We start from the raw sequence: 17674 nt of genomic DNA on the forward strand, positions 1-17674 counted from the left end.
TTATGAGAAAAAGATTCGTTCAATTTTCTTTTGCAGTACAGTATCTAAAGATTTGACAAATCCAGCAAATTCATCGGTAGAAATCATATGAGTAAGAACGAGTCGTCTGCCATCTGGTGTTTCACCGCATAAGACGAATGAAGAAAATTCATATGTTTTGTTTTCTACTACTAATTTTGGGTAGGAATACGTGTCGCTTTTCTTCTTCTTTCCATCAATAGAGATGACGTTGCATTTTTTCTCATTGTTGTCCATGGGGAATCCCTCCTTTCTATTATTTATGGTAGACAAGGAGGGTTTAGAACAATAGAGATGGGGGGATTTTTTATGTCTTTTGTAATAGAACGTATTTTAAAAGAGGCTATACCGAAGTCTTTATTGCTACTTGCTGATCCAAGTGAACGGCAAATAGCTACATATGTACAAAGAGGGTTAACATACGTAGCAAAGCAAGGGGACAGCGTCATCGGTGTGTATGTTCTTTTGGAAACAAGGCCGAAGACGATGGAAATCATGAATATTGCGGTTGTAGAACATATGCAAGGAAAAGGTATTGGAAAGAAGCTATTAAAGCATGCTGTAGAAACAGCTAAGGAATATGGTATGTCCAAAATTGAAATTGGTACAGGTAATTCTAGTGTTTCACAACTTGCTTTATATCAAAAATGTGGATTTCGTATTTTTTCTATTGATTTTGATTACTTTTCAAAGCATTATGAAGAAGAGATTATTGAAAATGGGATTGTATGTCGTGATATGATTCGGCTTGCAATGGAATTGAATTAGAACGTATAACTTATTTAGGGGGAAGAGAAGATGGAAGTACATAAAGCAATTACAGCACATTCTCGTAAACAAAATGAAAGTGTAAAAGCATGTTTACAATTAGATGCGCAGCGTGAAGCAGCTATTGAAGCAGCCGTATCTCTTGCGTCAAATGGGAAAGAATTTTCGGTTGATGTCATTAATGTTGTAACAAAGCAAATTAATGATCTTGCAAAAAATGGTGTTACCTTGCAGCGTAAATATGTTACAGAAGAAATGGTTATGGAGTATGTAAGTCGTTTACAAGAGAAAGAAGGTCGTTAAAGATGATAGTTACAGTCGAATGGTTACGTGAGCATATAGAAGATGAGAACGTCCGTGTAATCGATTGTCGTTTTGATTTAGCGAAGCCTAATTGGGGTAGAGAAAAGTATAAAGAAGAACATATTCCTCATGCGTTATATTTTGATTTGAATTTAGATTTATCAAGTCCTATAGCAGAACATGGTGGCCGCCATCCGTTGCCAAGCATTGAAGAGTTTGCGGACAAGCTTTCGGAGGTTGGTATTGATGAACATACGACAGTAATTGCGTACGACAGTCAAGCTGGTGCAAATGCTGCTCGTTTATGGTGGTTATGTAACTATGTAGGACATGAGAAAGTATATATATTAGATGGTGGTTTCCCGGTTTGGAAAGAGAATGGACTACCGACAACAACGGAAATTCCTGTTGTTATACGAAAAACATTCAAAACAAACATACAAGATCATATGCTTGTATCGATGGAAACAGTAAGAGAGAATATCCAGGCAGGTGCAGATGTTACGTTAATTGATTCAAGAGAGCCAAAACGTTATGCTGGTGTAGAGGAACTTGTCGATCATAAAGCAGGACATATTCCGACAGCAGTAAATTATTTTTGGAAGGATGGAATGTTGCAATCAGGACAATTTCAGAATGAAGCTGAGCAACAAGAACGATTCAAAAACCTGTCGAAAGATAAGGAAACCATTGTATATTGTGGTTCTGGTGTTACGGCATGTCCAAATATCGTTGCATTAAAATTGGCTGGATTCCAAAATGTTAAATTGTATGCAGGTAGCTGGAGTGATTGGATTTCTTATCCAGAAAATCAAATTGCAAAAGAAGAAGATTAATCACTTGCATGCAAAAATAATTTGTATTAAAATAAGGTCACAAGCAAGAGATTGCTCGAAAAACTTTGTATTTTACACATTAGAAACAATGTGATAATATAACGACAAGTAAATAATACATCCTGCGGTGTGCGTAACTTATTTATGTCTAAAACCGATGTTAGTTATACGGAAGCTCAATATTTAGCGACCATCATCAAGCCTTCCTTGTGGAGGAAGATGTACGGTAACTGTGAGGGCATCCACCTGCGAGTAGCGGGTTTTTGGACATTTACGAGGAGCGGCACGTGCGGGGGTCTTATTTCAACTAACCTTATATAAAATTCCTACGGTGTACGTAGCTTATGCATGTCTTAAACCAATAAGTTTAATATGGAAGTTCAATATTTAAATGTAGCTAACATGCCATCTTTTTAAGAAGGAAGTTACAAACATTTGTGAGAGCATCCACCTGTGAGAGCAGGTTTATGGACATCTAGAGAGAACGGCATATGTGGGGCTATATAAAAACCTTACGTTTTATACGTAAGGTTTTTTTGTTGCATAGATATATCAATATTATCTTGATTCACCTGTGAAGTTTCCGTAATAAATGTAGCACTTTCTGTCTTCATCAATCTCTCTTGAATCCAAGGAGAATTCCATAGACATGCCGTCTCGCTGAATATATATAATATCTGAATGAAGAGATGGTAAAATTTCTTCGTAGTTCCATACATCTTGACTATCTACTATGTTTGAACTCGTTTCACTTAGTTCTCTAATTTCAAAACCGATGTAGGAGTATGTAGGGTCTGAAGGGTCATTTGCGAAAACTTCTTTTTGAATATAAATAACTGCTGTTCCGTCTGGATCAACCGAAGTTGCAGTAACAACATAAGTATTTTTCTCTTTAATAAAATATTCACAAGTCATGCGTGCGATAATTTCAGAATTAGAAATATTTGCGTAGTTCCATAAAGCAGGATACCCTTTTGTTTCATCATTAAGTCGATATTCTAAGCGCATTTAATCCCTCTTCTTCCTTTTTCTTCTACTTTATCATGCCGTCTTATATAATAGAAATATAATTTAAAAAGGGGAGTGCGAAGGTGACAAAAACGAAATGGCTAGTAGGTGGTGTCGTAACATCTTTAATGACTGGCACTTTATTTGGCTGCGCACAAGATCTTCCCCCAAAACCGAATGATAATAGTTGTTCTGATTGGGATTGGGATGATGAACTTGGGGTATGGCAGTGTGATGATAGTAGTTCAGGTTATCGTGGGCATTATTTCTATGGTGGGCGATACTATCAAAATAAGTCCACCTTTAAAAATTCATCGGCGTTTAAATCGTATCAATCGTCTGCTGAATTTAAAGGTGGAATTGGAAGCGGTTCAAAGGGAGGATTTGGGGGCTAAAATATGTCGCAATACATAAGAAATCGAAAAGAGTTTTATTTGAAACATCCGAATTTTTGGTCGGATTTATATGAATGTGAGTATAGTTTGTTTCATGTTTTTTCTATAACAAATCAGACTTTGGAACAATTGCAATTAGCTACGGAACGAATGGGGAAAATATTTTTTAAGACTGCTAGACTTTTACGTAATTTAAGTGACGAACAGCTTCTTGAGCTTGGTTTTCCTCCTGCGAGCTTATCATTCATTAGAATGAAAGAATTATATCCTGAATCTGTTATTTCACGATTTGATTTCGTTATAACGGACGATAACCAAATTAAAATGCTTGAGTTTAATAGTGATACACCAACTTTTATTATGGAATGCTTTCAAATGAATGGAAAAGTTTGTGAAAACCTAGGATATGATGATCCAAACTCGGATCAAGAACGATTACTATCTTCTGGTGTTACGAAAGCCGTAATGGAAGCGACAAAGGGATTAGACAATCCAAATGTTGTTTTTACAGCACATCATGAACATATTGAGGATTGGAATACGACTAAGTATTTGAGTCAGTTATGCCATGTTGAAAATAAAGTAGTGCCAATGTCAGAACTTAGAATTACGAAAGATGCTCTAGTCGATAAAGATGGGGCGAGGATTGATGTTTTATATCGCCAAACATATCCGATAGAAGATTTAATTGAGGATCAAGATCCTGAAACAGGAGATTTGGTAGGTGTGGAACTGTTACAACTTGTAAAAGCCGGAAAGCTTTTTATAATAAATCCTTTGTCAGCATTTTTACTTCAGCCAAAATCAATTCAGTGTCTTATTTGGGGGTTAGCAGAAGAAGAGGCCTTTTATACAAATGAGGAACAACAGTGGATTAAAGAATATATGTTACCTACATATTTAGAACCAGATTTATTTTTAGGCAAAGGTTCTTTCGTTCAAAAACCTTCATTTGGGAGAGAAGGAGATACAATTACGATTCGCGATAAAGACGAAAATATTATGCTTCAAAATGCACACCAAACGTATAAAGCGTCACTGCCGATATTTCAAAAGTATATAGAACTTCCAGTCGTATCCTTGGAAACAGAAAAAGGGATGGAGAAACTGTCGTATGTGTTTGGCTCGTTTTTAATTGCTGGAAAAGCGAGTAGTATCGGTATTCGCGCGGGAGAAAAGATTACAGGAAATGAATCGTACTATTTACCGGTAGGTATAAAAAGGAGGGGGAAAAAATGATTAATTTTTTATTATATCTAGCAGTAACACTCGGCCTTTTATGTATTGGTCTGTTCTTGATGGAAGTGACAACGAAAGTTAAGGAATTTAAGTTAATGGCTCAAGGGAATAAGGCGGTAAGCTATGTGCTTGGAGGACGATTACTTGGGTTAGCTATTGTTTTATATTCGACAGCAGCTAATTCAATTTCACTTCTTGATATGATTTCGTGGGGAGCAGTTGGGATTTTGGCTCAAATTATCGTCTTTTATTTAGCTGAGTGGCTTACACCACGCTTTAATATAAACAAAAGTCTCGAAGAAGATAATCAAGCAGTCGGTCTTTTTCTTATGTTTTTATCGCTTTCAATTGGGATTGTAATCGCTGGTTGTATAACTTATTAAAAACTTTACGTTTAAACGTAAAGTTTTTTATTTTATCCCGTTATTTGCCGGGCAGCCCGATTGGTGAGGGCTAATAATCAGTGGGGGATGAACAAAACCCCCACTGATTAAAGTTTCACTTTATATACGTTAGTTTGCCATACCTTTTGAAAAAATTGTAGGCTACTGTTGACATCTAATTTAAATAAGAGTAACATTTTCAATGTAATGAAAATAAGTCTCTGTTAGGTGAGGCTCCTGTATAGAGAAATGCTACTGCCCAAAAATGTCGAGAGACGCCAATGGGTCAACAGGAATGATCGAATTAAGGTTTTTCTTAACGTAGCTGGTAATGTACCTATGCTATACAGTGCTAAAACTCGGCGAGGGAGAGGTCCGTAGATTTCTAATTATATTAGAAATCGTTTATTTGTGTATGTAATGGCCACTACTCTCTTAAGGGTAGGGGTCTTTTTTGTTACCAAGCTATGAGTAATATCATAGTATAAAATATAAAATTAAACGAGGAGGTGAGGAGCATGTCAAATTCTGACTCGGTTCCGTTACCCATATACTTCAAATCAAAAATATATGATGTAGGCAGGAAACGATTTGTTCCTCCCTCTATATTTATCACAATGTAGCGTTTATAAAGCGCTAGACACTTTCACAGTAAAGTGGATAAATTGAGAAACAAAGCGTTTCTTCCTATGTTGTAAAGGAGGAGACGATAATATGTTATATGCAAACAAAACTGTGGGTAACACGTCATATAAACTAAATAAAAAATCAATAAAAGAACAAACAATGCTCCAAAAAAATAAAGATTTATTAATTGAAATTGCAACAAGAGATGTAAAATCTGTATTTGCATATTTTAAAACAACAAGAGACGGACTATCAATGAAAGAGGCGCAAAAACGTATTCAAGTATATGGCCGAAACGAACTAACTTCAAAAAGAGCAATTCTTGCAGAAGTAATGATGAAGCTTGGTGGCATGATTCCAGGTTTTTCAAAACAACGTGTGTGTGATGAATTACAACGTGAAACGATTACTGTATCTAGAGTAGAATGTTCTAGTAGTATAGGGCTAAATAGTGAACTGAAAATGATGGAGATACCAGTGCAAGAACTTGTACCTGGAGATATGATTTTTCTTTCGGCTGGAGATGCTGTGCCAGCTGATGTACGTATTATTTATGCAGATGATTTATTAGTGAATGAGTCTGTGTTAACGGGAAACGAAGCGAGTATAGAGAAGTTTGAAAGCTGCTATCACCTTGAACGTAAACGATTTATTCCATTAAAACGGATGAAAGATTATAATCCACTTGAGCTTGAAAATGTATGTTTTAAAGGTTCGCATATTGTTAGTGGAAATGCAAAGGCTGTCGTTGTTTCTACTGGGAAAAATACGTATTCAGGCATATTGCATACTTGTTGTAGTAGGATGTCTTAATGTGTTAATGGTGCTAAATATACAAAAACCATGTATAATAGACAAAGTTGAGCAAAAACGTAGAATGGTAATCTATTTATATAACCTTACGTGATAACGTGAGGTTATTATTTTTTTAATAGGAGAGGAATTATGAAAAAAGTATTATTAGTTGATGGTATGGCACTATTATTTCGTGCTTTTTACGCAACAAGTGTCTACGGACAATTTATGAAACGACAAGATGGAACCCCTACGAACGGGATTCATGGTTATATGAAACACTTGTTAACAGCTACGCAAGCGATCGAACCAACACATATCGTTACATGCTGGGATATGGGAAGTACGACATTTAGAACAGAATCGTTCTCGAATTATAAAGCAAATCGTGCAGCGCCACCAGAAGAATTAATTCCTCAATTTGATTTAGTGCAAGAAATGACTGCGAAATTATCCATTCCAGTTATCGGTATGAAAGGCTACGAAGCCGATGATTGTATCGGTACGCTTGCAAAACAATATTGCAATGAAGCTGAAGTTTATATTTTAACTGGTGATACAGATTTACTTCAACTTGTTGATAAGAACGTTACAGTTATGCTTCTGCGTAAAGGAATTGGAAATTACGAATATTACACACCGGAGAAAATCATGGAAGAAAAAGGTGTAGAGCCGTGGCAAATCGTCCATGCAAAAGCTTTCATGGGAGATACAAGTGATAATTATCCAGGTGTAAAAGGTATCGGTGAAAAAACAGCGTATAAGCTTATTCAAGAGCACGGAACAGTATCCGCTGTACTAGAAAATGTAGAATTATTAACAAAAGCGCAGCGTACGAAGATTGAAAGTGATTTAGAGAACTTAAATATTTCGTTGCAATTAGCACAAATTCACTGTGAAGTTCCAATTTCATGTTCACTAGAAGAGGGATTACACACAATGGATGAAGAAAAACTTAGATTTGTTTGTGAAGAAATGAATTGGGGAAGACCTGAAATATTAATAAATATGCTATAAATAGTTTGGAAAGAGGGATGTTGCATAAGTCGAAATTTGACTTGGTGACTCCTTCTTTTTGTTTTTGTAAACAGTATTATAGTAAATAAAATTATGTCGAACTCAATTTTAAATATATAAATGTTTCGACAAGATATAATGATAAAAGTTGAGGGGAATAGTAACTTTTATAATGAAGTGAATTAATTTCAACATAGTTTTAGAGAGTCTTTATTTCGTGTTCACAAAGTTGTCAGAAAATAAACGGAATTTTCATATGAAGTTCAAATAGAATTCACAACAATCAATTATTATAAGGACACACAGATAATTCTTTATCTTTTATATAAACCATCCCCCAAGGAGGACAATGAAAATGAGAAAAAAAGTGAGAAAATCTTTTAAACAATTATTAATTGAAAATAAACAATCACTATTAAATAATAAAGAAAATATGAAAGAAATTGAAGAGAGAATTGAGAAACGACATGTAGCATATAGTGGTGCCAGTAATTAAATAAAATAAAAAAGATAGCCTATGCAGGCTATCTTTTTTATTTTATATTGAAAAAACGCTATTCATCTCTTTAATTTATGTAAATATGCAAGATATTTTTATAGTGTTTTTCTATCAATATTACTCATTTTTCGAGGTTGAAATTGGTATATACCAATTTTTGAGATTCGCTATTCATAATATTACAAAAAATGTTACAATACACTCAAATTTATACTATAAAATCATTTTAATATGAAAAATTGGAATGAAAAGAAAGGAGAGGAATATGAATAAAGATGTCGCTTTGAAATGATTATTATCATTTCATTAGGAGTTGATGTAAAAAGATGAAGAGATACGAAGAATTGGATTCTATAAGAGGGATTTCTTCATTAATAGTAATGATCGGTCATCATTTAATGATTTTTTCAGCATTTCAAAATTACAGTTATGAAGATAATAAACCATTTGTTGTGTATCTATTAAAAGAAACGCCTGCTCGTCTTATTTTTAGTAGTGGTAACGAATCTGTTATTATCTTTTTTGTTTTGAGCGGATTTGTTTTGTATGAATCCATTCAAAAAACCTATAGTAGCTATGGGTCATACCTTTTAAAACGTATATGCAGAATATATATTCCCTATATTGTGGCAATAATTATAGCTATTATATGCCAGGCTACAATTAGTGAATATGGTATTTCTTATTTAAGTGAATGGTTTAATCGCTCATGGACGATTGAAAGTTCTCCAAGCTTAATAGCGCAACATATTTTATTGGTTGGGAAATATAATACAGATGCATATAACGGTGTGATTTGGTCACTTGTCCATGAAATGCGAATATCAATAATTTTTCCGTTAATTTTGATGATTTGTTTACGAAAAACGTTAAGGCGTTCATTACTATTATTGTTTAGTTTTAGTATATGTTCTATCGTAATATTATTTTTGTTTCGCTCGGGCTTAACGTTAACGAGCTATGCGTTAACGTTGCATTACACGGTGCTGTTTTTACTAGGAGCACTAGTTGCGAAGTATAAAAATAATTTAATAGTTTTTTATAGTAATTGTACTAAAAACACGAAAATTGCATGGTTTTTATTTGCGATTTTACTTTTTATGTATGAAGGACTTATTGGAGAAATTAAAGTGCTCAATAATTTTATATTTCGAGACTACGTAGTGGCGATAAGTGCATGTCTATTTGTTATATTAAGCTTGTCAATATCAACTTTGTCGTCCTTGCTACGTAATAAATACTTGTTATATTTGGGGAAGATTTCTTACAGTCTTTATTTATATCATATTATATCGTTATTTTCCCTTGTATACATGCTCCATGAAATATTACCGTTGCCTATTATTTTAATTTTCTCGCTTATTTTTTCGTTTATATTTGCAATGCTTTCGTATATATATGTAGAAAAATTTGCATTCAGAGTCGGAAAGTATGTAACAAAAAAAGTGGATAGAAAGGAGAAAGGGTTATCTGTAAAGAGTGACTTGCAGGATGTTATTCAGAAAAGGGCGGTGAAATAATTGAAGCAAGAAATGAGTATAAAAGATTTTCAACAATTATTGAAAAGAAGATTCGTAACGATTATTTTAACGATGTGTTGTTTAACCGCTTCTTTAGTTCTTATCTCTATGTATGTTTTAAAGCCGTCATATCAATATTCAACGCAAATTCTTGTTGGGAATTTAGATGAGTTTAATAAGGAAAATTCAACAAATAAAACACAAGAAAATAAGCAACTAGTAACATCGTATGTCGATATTTTAAAAAGCCCATTAATTATTTCAACAGTCAAAAAAACTTTGAAATTAGAGCAATCGAGTTATGAATTAGCACAAAAAATCTCGGTGGTGAATACGGACAACTCACAAATTGTAACTGTTACAGTAAAAGATTCCAATCCGAAAGTCGTGAAAGACATTGTAAAGACATTGGCAGAGCAATCACAAAAAAGCTTTCAACAGTACACAAATGTACAAGGAGTGAAAGTATTGACTGATCCTGAGTTACAGGAACAGGCTGAAAAATTGTTTCCGAAATTTCAACTGATTATTCCTATTTCTTTAATTGTTAGTTTTTTTGTTGGGATAGGTTTAGCTGTATTTCGAGATTATTTTGATGAACGTATATACGTGGAACAGGATTTAGAGAAAATAACAACAGTCTCTGTTATTGGTCACATAAATATGAAACCGAATAGAAAAAAGAAACCTACAGAGTTTGATAAACAATCATCTATATATCGAGGTGAACATGTCGATGTTTAGGACAAAGAAACAGCTGCCATTCGATCTGCATGATGATCTGATGAAAGAGCAGTTTTATACGGTGTATCACGAGTTGAAAAAATCTGGAAAACAACTGTTCACAGTTAGTTCAACGAAGGACAGAGGGGTTGTTGCCTCGCTTATAGTAAATATGGGTCTAGTGTTTGCGGAAATGAAGAAAAAGGTATTACTTATTGATGTGAATTTTTCTGACCCTAAACTACATGTATTATTACAAAGTGATCACATGATAACAGTAAATGATATCATAAGCTCTTCCCCCTGTAATTATGAATCTTTTTCTAGTAATTTGTCTAAATACTTATATTGTATTCCTGCAAAAAAAACAGTACACACAGGGACGCCCTTAGTTGCTATGGATGAATTTGATAATGCGATTGCTAAGTGGAAAGAAGATTTTGATTACATTTTCTTTTATTCTTCTGAAGTATTTGAGCTTCCTGCTACGCACATTATTGCAGGGAAATGCGATGGAGTGGTCTTAGCAGTTAAAAAGCGAAAAGATTCACTACGTACAGTGCAAAAAGTAATAGCTGATATAAATAGGAAAGAATGTGAATTAATAGGTATAATTTTATATTCTTGAATGTGGGGGTAACGATCCATGATTCGTGAAACAAATCAAGCCAAGTTGTATACGATTCCGGCTCAAGAGAAGCCTAGCATATTGAATCGAAGTGTAAAACGCTTGTTTGATATTATATTTTCACTCATATTGTTACTATTAACGATACCAATTATGTTGTTCTTTTGTATTATGATTACTTTAGAAACATCAGGGGCTCCAATTTACTTTCAAGAACGTTTAGGTATAAACGGGAAGAAGTTTAATGTATTTAAATTAAGGTCGATGGTAAAGGATGCTGAGATAAATGGCCCACAATGGGCAAAAGAACATGATCCAAGAATTACAAAAGTTGGATTGTTTATAAGGAAAACGAGAATTGATGAATTACCGCAACTTTTAAATATTTTAAGAGGAGATATGTCTTTTGTAGGCCCTAGACCAGAAAGAGAGTTTTTTTATAATGAATTTGATACGTATATTCCAGAATTTAAGGATCGTTTAATGGTAAAACCAGGATTAACAGGATGGGCACAAATAAATGGAGGATATAATCTTGATCCAAAGGAAAAGTTGAGGCTGGATATGGAGTATATTGAAATGAAAACGATTCGGATGGACATCCGTATTTTATGTAAGACCGTTTTAATTGTATTGAACGGTAATGGTGCAAGATAAATTTATATGCAAACAAACAACATATGTAAGTAGGTTACTTGCAAAGGAGAACTGGTATGGGTAGATCTATTCTAAATAATATTATCCATCTATTTTATAGTACGATTTTAGCTAACCTTCTTCAGGCTGTCAGTTTAATTATTTTAGCAAACTTTTTTAACGCACAACATTATGGGATGTTTAGTGTTGCCATAGCAGTGACGTTTGTTATGTTATTTTTTACAGACTTAGGACTTAGTAATACGTTTCTTCGAGAAGGGGCAAAGGATGGGGCAGATTTAGAGAAGATTTTATCATCGTATATAAAAATAAGGATGATTTTACTTATTTTTATTTCTATCATCGGTTATATTGCTATTCATTATATGTATGCGGATAAAAATTTAATTTATATGATGATAAACGTAATGTTTTTCATGTTAATAGGATTAACTTGGCAAAACATAGGGATTGTCTATTTTCAACTGACGGAACGTATGAAGTATATAGCGCTCATAAAAGTTGTATCAGCATCAGTTGTCATTATAATTACATGTTTTTGTATTTTCGGAGAGTTACCGGTGTATGTAACGGCTCGCTTATATGCTTTTGGGTATATGATTGGTGGTTTATTCAGTATATATACCATGAGAAGAAAGACGAAAATGAATATGAAAGTCGCAATTCATAAAGCGTTATTTTGGCAATTAACTCCCTTTATTATTAGCGGTTTTTTAATAATGAGTACGCCACAATTAGCGCCTATCTTGCTGAACTATACATTACCATTAAGTATGGTAGGTGTTTTTGCAGTGGCGTACCGGATGCCGGCAGCTTTATATCAAGTACCAGGGGTAATTGCAGGTGCATTTTTTCCAGTGCTCTTTAAGCATTATAACCAGAATAATATAGAAGAGCATACGAAATTAAATTTGCTTCAAATTAAATCAATGGCGATTGTAGGAATATGTATGACGATCGGTTTATATCATTTAGCACCATACTTTATTTCTATATTTTTTCATGAAGAATGGCGCAATGCAGTAGAACCACTCCAAATATTATCATTTCTTATTGTGCTACAAAGTTTAAATATTGCTATTGCTGACGGTTTAACGACGAGTGGATGTCAAAATAAGAGGACTGTTGTGCAGTGTGTAGCATTGGTGATAGGTGGGGTTATGCTTTATAGCTTTAGTAGTATTGGTGGAGTGATAGGAGCGGCATATGCTATGGTTTTATTTGAAATCGTCGCTTTAGTGGGATACATAGCGGTAAGTGTAGTGAAGAAAAAAATTGTATTCCAAATTGTAATACCGTATACAATTTATTTTGGTGTAACCTTTATTGGAGTGCAATATATATTGCATACATATCATTTAATTGCGCTTGTTCTTAATATACTAATCGTAGTAGCTGCCATATTCCTATATGATTATGAGCTGAAAAAACTTCTTCTTTCTTTTATAAGAAAAATACGCAAAAAGGATTATATTACGAAACAGGGGATATAGCCTATGGAAAATAATATGAAAGTATCGATGGGATGGATTATACTTCTAATATTATTTGTTATGTTAAGTAAATACAATTTATATATTGGATTTTCATTGAAGATATATATGATTTTTTTAGTCATATATTTTTGTTTAACAATTAAAAACTTTCATATTCAAAAGTTATATTTTCATGAAGTTGTATTTTTACTGTTTTATTTCATTTATTGTTTAAGTGGAATTCTTTCTATGTATTTAAATGCTAGTATTCGTATGATTTTTGGCGTGCTACTCGTTTTAGGATGCTATTTTATAATGAGGAATTTATTGGGGAATACTGAAATAGTGGTACTTGAATCATCTATTGCTTATGTAGGAGTAGTATTTAATGTTGTAAGTCTAATACTCTATATAATCGGTTTACAATACTTTAGTTTATACGGTGGAGAAGAGAGAGAAATTTTTGCTGGGTTATTAGTGGATAGAGGATATCCACGGTTAATTGGATTGCTAGATGATCCTAACATTTTTATTTTCTATAATACAATATTTTTTATGTACTATATAACGAATTTACAAAATATCACTAACATCCTAGGGTTAATTTTATGTGTTACGACGAGTCTATTAACCTTTTCAAGGGGTGGTATATTAGCGCTTGTGCTTGTCGTTTTTGTATATATATGTATGTCTAGTTTCGCCAAAAAAATAAAAATAATTATGAGTTTAGTATTGTTTAGTGTAGTTATTTTTAGTTTATCGAACAGTGTAATGGGGGGCCAATTAGATGACATATTAAATAAACGAATTTCTGATTTTTCCCATGATAATGGAAGTGGTAGATTTACATTATGGGAAGCTGCTTTTAAATATTATTTATCCAATCCATATATTGGAATTGGTGCTTTTAACTTTTCGAATTATTATGAGTATCAATTTAATGAAAAATTATATGTACACAATACATTTTTAGAAATTTTGTCTGAATCGGGTACAATTGGTTTTCTTCTATATAGCGCGTTTTTATTCATATTAATGTTCAAGTTAGCGCAGCATACTTTGTTTCGTGAAAAACCATATCTTCTATTGACTATGATTGCATTTTTATTTCAGATGATGTCATTGTCACTCATTATTAACGAAGCGTTCTTTTTATTTTTAGCAGTTGTTGTGAAGTATATTTCAATATATGAAGGAAGGGGAAAGATAGATGGTAAAATGTCTATCAGCACATAACGAGCCGCCTTATGTTTCTGTAATAACACCTTCTTATAATAGTATACGATTTATAGGTGAGACAATTTCATCTGTACAGAATCAATCGTATGAAAACTGGGAAATGATTATCGTTGATGACTGTTCAACCGACCAATCTGCCGCAAAAATTAAAGAGATAATAGAAGGAGACTCACGAATTAGGTTATTATCATTAAAAGAAAATGTCGGTGCTGCTAAAGCTCGGAATTTAGCGATCAAAGAGGCAAGAGGAAGGTACATTGCCTTTTTAGATAGTGATGATATATGGTTGCCACATAAATTGAAGACACAATTGTTATTTATGGAAGAAATGAATATTGCTTTTTCATATGCGTCGTATAGTTTAATTGATGAAAATGGTAATGAATTAAATCGCGAAGTGAGTGCACCAAAATCTGTTGACTATCATTATTTAGTAGGAAATACAATTATCGGTTGTTTAACAGTGATGATTGATCTTGAAAAAATTCCATATGTCGAAATGCCTAGTATACAGCCGGAAGATACAGCGTTATGGTTGAACTTATTACATGAAGGGTATGAAGCAAAAGGGATACAGCAAGTGTTAGCAAAATATAGAATTGTTACAAATTCTGTTTCTAGAAATAAAATTAGAGCAGCTTTCCGGTATTGGAAATTGTTAAGGGAACAAGAACGATTGAATTCGGTGCAAATTTTTTACTATTTTAGTAAGTATGCTTATCATGCTTATAAAAAAAATAAAATTAATGTAGTTGGGAAGACGCAATTATGAATATACTGTTGATGACAGATAAATTGATAACTGGCGGAGCCGAGAGCTATTTCTGTAAATTGGAAAGTAATTTGCGTTATGATGATTTTAAGATTTATACAGCTGCAGGTGATGGAGAACTATATGAATCTCTTACTAGAAAAGAAAATTTTATATTAATTAGTCGATGGAATCATTTGAGAAATATTTATTATTTACGAAACGAAATTTGTAAACGAAAGATAGAACTTATTCATGCAAATAGTTTGCGAATGGTATTATATGCTTTTCTACTTCAAAAGTTTATTAAAAAAAAGATAAAGATTGTTTATACGAAACATAATGTAACGATATTAGAAAAGAAAATGCCAACTCTTTTTCGTTATTTCATGAATAAATATGTGAACAATATTATTACAGTAAGTGAGTTTGAAAAGAATAATTTAATTTCAATTCATGTAGCAGAAGAAAAAATAAATACAATTTATAATGGTGTCGATATCGAAAAGTTTTTATTCCAGCAGAAAAAGAAAGAATCTACATATAAAATAGGGATATTAGCTAGATTATCTAAAGAGAAAAATCATCAACTATTTATAAAGATTGCAAATGTGTTGAAAAAAAGAGATGACTTTTTGTTTTATATTGCTGGTGATGGACCAGAGAAAGAATCGATTATGAAAGAAATAGAAAAATATGGGTTGCAACAGAGTGTAAAGATGTTAGGGAATATTTCAGAACCACATGAGTTTATAGGGAATATGGATGCCTTACTTTTATTATCTTTTCGTGAAGTGTTTCCAATGGTAGTAATTGAAGCGATGGCTACAGGGACACCAATTGTTTCAATAGATGTTGGTGGAATACATGAAGCGGTAATAGATGGAGAATCAGGTGTTTTGATATCTGAATATTGCGAATTGGAATTCGCAAGTGCGCTTGAGGAACTACAAGGTAATGAAGAAAAGGTAAATGATATTAGATTGAAAGCACGAGAGAAAGCAGTGAGGTATTTCTCGTTAACTAAAATGATAGAAGAAACGAAAAATATATATGAATTAAACAAATGACCGGGTAGGTCGTTTGTTTTTTTTATTATAGAAACTTTTAAGAGAGAACTCACATATTATATGAAAAAGGTAATATGAGGAGTGAATTTATCTTGTCAGAATATATTTCTTCCCAAGAAGATTGTGCGCCAGAAGGTAGCGTTCACATCGATTGTTTTGGCGCAGTTCCAAACTCGGGAAATGATAGCTCATTAGCAATTCAGCAAGCTATTGATTATTGTGTAGCGAATCGAATTTCGACGGTTAGAATTACAGGGGTAAATACGTACAAAATTGTAAAGCCGATTGTTATTAAATCAAACGTAAGATTAGAGTTAGATCCTACCGTAACGCTGCAAATTGATGGGGATTTTAATGCGTTTGAGCTACAAAGTAACGCTTCGATTGTTGGTGGTACTATTCAAGTTATAAATTCATTGTTTCAATCTGCTGTCATTTATGTCTCTGGTTCACAACAAATCGAAGTACCTAATCAATCTGTTATATCAAATATAAATATAATAAATACAACTCCATCGTATAAGGGAAAAGCTATACACTTTTATTGTCAAAAGGCATGGGATTATATTAGTTTCTTTCAAGTTAAATTTATTCAAATTAAAAACTTTCAAACTGCAATATATTTGAAAACAGAGTATATAGATGATATCAATACACCTTGCTGGATTAACGCCAATGTATTTCAATCTATTTTTATTGATGGGTGTGGGTATGGGATTGAAGTCGATGGAAATAGTGATTTGCCAAATGAAAGTTCAGGAAATACGTTTCATGATATTCAAGTGCAATGTAGACAACAAACGAAAAAAGTAATTCGTTGCTCAGGTGCGTATAATACATTTGATTGTATGATTTGGGATACGTACCGGATGAGTAGTGAACAAATTGTTATTGAATTTTCTTCCAATTCTCATCGTAACTACCTTTTTTCAAATCTGCTTTCGACAACTATTGTAGATAAAGGACAATACAATGTTTGTAAGTCTACTTATGAAGAATCCCTACGAATTCAGTTACCGTTGACGTTAAATAGACCTCATTTAATAGGAAACCAAGATGATATTTTAGTAAATGCTCAGCAGAAATATAATGTTAAGCAAGTAAGTGGGAAAGTGCCGTACGGGGGGAATCTCACAAATTGCTTTAATTTAATAGATGAACAAAGTGTAAACTATATTGACGTTCCAGATAGTAATCCAGTTGTAATTGAACTGGATTTTACGAAAAAACCAATACAAATGTTAAATTGTTTTGGAATGTATTTTGGGTGGGGAGAGAGTCCAAAGAAAATTAAAATTGAATATGCATTAAGTGCAACTGGAAGTTGGGTTATTGCGTTGGATGTTCCATTAAATGTTGGCGATACAATTATATCGAATATGAAGGCGAGTCAGTTATATAAAGTTAGAATTACATTAAGTGGGTATTCTCAAGATCATAAGCGTTTTCGAATTAATCGTATTTTTGCAAGGTCTTCTATGGAAAATGGGAGCGCTTGGTTAGCGACAACTGGTGGAAGAATGTTTGGAGATATTGAAATAGAGGCAAGTAAAGGTATAATCATGAAGACTGCTAGTGGAGTGAAATGGAAAGTTACTATTAATGAAGCTGGCCAACTTATTACGACTAAGATAACTTAAGATTATATTTAATTATATATCCTTGGACGAGTTCCATTGTAGTGTGATAAAGGTAATGAAAAAGAGATTGTAATTTGGTTTCA

20 protein-coding genes, 2 other RNA genes and 1 riboswitch are annotated in these 17674 nt (G+C 33.1%); of the genes, 20 read left to right on the forward strand and 2 right to left on the reverse strand.

Annotation, left to right across the window (positions count from 1 at the left end; translation table 11 throughout):
* Nucleotides 1–255 (reverse strand): DUF3931 domain-containing protein, encoded by a 255-nt coding sequence (locus MR170_RS02680; RefSeq protein WP_000369740.1) that lies wholly within the window; start codon nucleotides 253–255, stop codon nucleotides 1–3.
* A 72-nt stretch (nucleotides 256–327) separates the two neighbouring features.
* Here MR170_RS02680 and MR170_RS02685 point away from each other — a divergent pair, with 72 nt between their 5' ends.
* The 5 genes from MR170_RS02685 to ssrS (MR170_RS02705) all read left to right on the forward strand — a co-directional run bounded on the left by MR170_RS02685 (nucleotide 328) and on the right by ssrS (MR170_RS02705) (nucleotide 2429).
* Nucleotides 328–786 (forward strand): GNAT family N-acetyltransferase, encoded by a 459-nt coding sequence (locus MR170_RS02685; RefSeq protein WP_016082228.1) that lies wholly within the window; start codon nucleotides 328–330, stop codon nucleotides 784–786.
* Nucleotides 787–816: 30 nt separating this feature from the next.
* Nucleotides 817–1089, forward strand: coding sequence for a YpbS family protein (locus MR170_RS02690; RefSeq protein WP_000451820.1), 273 nt, complete (start codon nucleotides 817–819; stop codon nucleotides 1087–1089).
* 2 nt (nucleotides 1090–1091) lie between these two features.
* Entirely contained in the window at nucleotides 1092–1925 is an 834-nt protein-coding gene (locus MR170_RS02695; protein WP_242307104.1) for a sulfurtransferase, read from the forward strand.
* 116 nt (nucleotides 1926–2041) lie between these two features.
* Nucleotides 2042–2224, forward strand: a non-coding RNA gene (gene ssrS / locus MR170_RS02700) — 6S RNA.
* Between the two features lie 21 nt (nucleotides 2225–2245).
* Nucleotides 2246–2429, forward strand: a non-coding RNA gene (gene ssrS / locus MR170_RS02705) — 6S RNA.
* Nucleotides 2430–2483: 54 nt separating this feature from the next.
* Here the strand turns inward: ssrS (MR170_RS02705) and MR170_RS02710 are convergent.
* Nucleotides 2484–2933: a hypothetical protein gene (locus tag MR170_RS02710; RefSeq protein ID WP_001235523.1), complete on the reverse strand. Its 450-nt coding sequence runs from the start codon at nucleotides 2931–2933 to the stop codon at nucleotides 2484–2486.
* Between the two features lie 83 nt (nucleotides 2934–3016).
* Here MR170_RS02710 and MR170_RS02715 point away from each other — a divergent pair, with 83 nt between their 5' ends.
* From MR170_RS02715 to MR170_RS02785, 15 genes are all read left to right on the forward strand, one after another.
* Nucleotides 3017–3328: a hypothetical protein gene (locus tag MR170_RS02715; RefSeq protein ID WP_000169030.1), complete on the forward strand. Its 312-nt coding sequence runs from the start codon at nucleotides 3017–3019 to the stop codon at nucleotides 3326–3328.
* Between the two features lie 3 nt (nucleotides 3329–3331).
* Nucleotides 3332–4567, forward strand: a complete 1236-nt coding sequence (locus MR170_RS02720; RefSeq protein ID WP_242307105.1) for a glutathionylspermidine synthase family protein — start codon at nucleotides 3332–3334, stop codon at nucleotides 4565–4567.
* Nucleotides 4564–4950 (forward strand): DUF350 domain-containing protein, encoded by a 387-nt coding sequence (locus tag MR170_RS02725; RefSeq protein ID WP_000606857.1) that lies wholly within the window; start codon nucleotides 4564–4566, stop codon nucleotides 4948–4950. The genes MR170_RS02720 and MR170_RS02725 overlap by 4 nt, the downstream gene beginning before the upstream one ends.
* A gap of 213 nt (nucleotides 4951–5163) precedes the next feature.
* Nucleotides 5164–5329: riboswitch (M-box (ykoK) riboswitch) on the forward strand.
* A 335-nt stretch (nucleotides 5330–5664) separates the two neighbouring features.
* Nucleotides 5665–6390, forward strand: a complete 726-nt coding sequence (locus MR170_RS02730; RefSeq protein WP_242307107.1) for a P-type ATPase actuator domain-containing protein — start codon at nucleotides 5665–5667, stop codon at nucleotides 6388–6390.
* Nucleotides 6391–6522: 132 nt separating this feature from the next.
* Complete coding sequence (locus MR170_RS02735) at nucleotides 6523–7389, forward strand: 5'-3' exonuclease (RefSeq protein ID WP_242307109.1); 867 nt, start codon at nucleotides 6523–6525, stop codon at nucleotides 7387–7389.
* Between the two features lie 355 nt (nucleotides 7390–7744).
* Complete coding sequence (locus MR170_RS02740; protein ID WP_001228048.1) at nucleotides 7745–7885, forward strand: FbpB family small basic protein; 141 nt, start codon at nucleotides 7745–7747, stop codon at nucleotides 7883–7885.
* A 329-nt stretch (nucleotides 7886–8214) separates the two neighbouring features.
* Nucleotides 8215–9408: an acyltransferase family protein gene (locus MR170_RS02745; RefSeq protein WP_242307110.1), complete on the forward strand. Its 1194-nt coding sequence runs from the start codon at nucleotides 8215–8217 to the stop codon at nucleotides 9406–9408.
* A complete protein-coding gene (locus MR170_RS02750) occupies nucleotides 9409–10152 on the forward strand; it encodes a YveK family protein (protein ID WP_016082222.1) in 744 nt (247 codons plus the stop codon).
* Complete coding sequence (locus MR170_RS02755; RefSeq protein ID WP_016082221.1) at nucleotides 10139–10759, forward strand: CpsD/CapB family tyrosine-protein kinase; 621 nt, start codon at nucleotides 10139–10141, stop codon at nucleotides 10757–10759. The genes MR170_RS02750 and MR170_RS02755 overlap by 14 nt, the downstream gene beginning before the upstream one ends.
* Before the next feature lie 18 nt (nucleotides 10760–10777).
* Complete coding sequence (locus MR170_RS02760; protein WP_016082220.1) at nucleotides 10778–11416, forward strand: sugar transferase; 639 nt, start codon at nucleotides 10778–10780, stop codon at nucleotides 11414–11416.
* 56 nt (nucleotides 11417–11472) lie between these two features.
* Complete coding sequence (locus MR170_RS02765) at nucleotides 11473–12909, forward strand: oligosaccharide flippase family protein (RefSeq protein ID WP_242307118.1); 1437 nt, start codon at nucleotides 11473–11475, stop codon at nucleotides 12907–12909.
* Nucleotides 12910–12912: 3 nt separating this feature from the next.
* The gene (locus MR170_RS02770; protein WP_242307120.1) at nucleotides 12913–14127 is read left to right on the forward strand and encodes an O-antigen ligase family protein; all 1215 of its coding nucleotides are present in this window, start codon (nucleotides 12913–12915) and stop codon (nucleotides 14125–14127) included.
* The gene (locus MR170_RS02775) at nucleotides 14102–14902 is read left to right on the forward strand and encodes a glycosyltransferase family 2 protein (RefSeq protein WP_242307125.1); all 801 of its coding nucleotides are present in this window, start codon (nucleotides 14102–14104) and stop codon (nucleotides 14900–14902) included. The genes MR170_RS02770 and MR170_RS02775 overlap by 26 nt, the downstream gene beginning before the upstream one ends.
* Entirely contained in the window at nucleotides 14899–15951 is a 1053-nt protein-coding gene (locus MR170_RS02780; RefSeq protein ID WP_242307126.1) for a glycosyltransferase family 4 protein, read from the forward strand. Before MR170_RS02775 ends, MR170_RS02780 begins: the two co-directional genes overlap by 4 nt.
* A gap of 92 nt (nucleotides 15952–16043) precedes the next feature.
* Nucleotides 16044–17591 carry a glycoside hydrolase family protein gene (locus MR170_RS02785; protein ID WP_140163666.1) on the forward strand — a complete coding sequence of 516 codons (1548 nt, stop codon included), beginning with the start codon at nucleotides 16044–16046 and terminating at the stop codon, nucleotides 17589–17591.
* Nucleotides 17592–17674: the final 83 nt, after the last annotated feature.

It is taken from the genome of Bacillus cereus group sp. BfR-BA-01524 (genome assembly GCF_022662595.1).
GTDB lineage: Bacteria > Bacillota > Bacilli > Bacillales > Bacillaceae_G > Bacillus_A > Bacillus_A thuringiensis_S.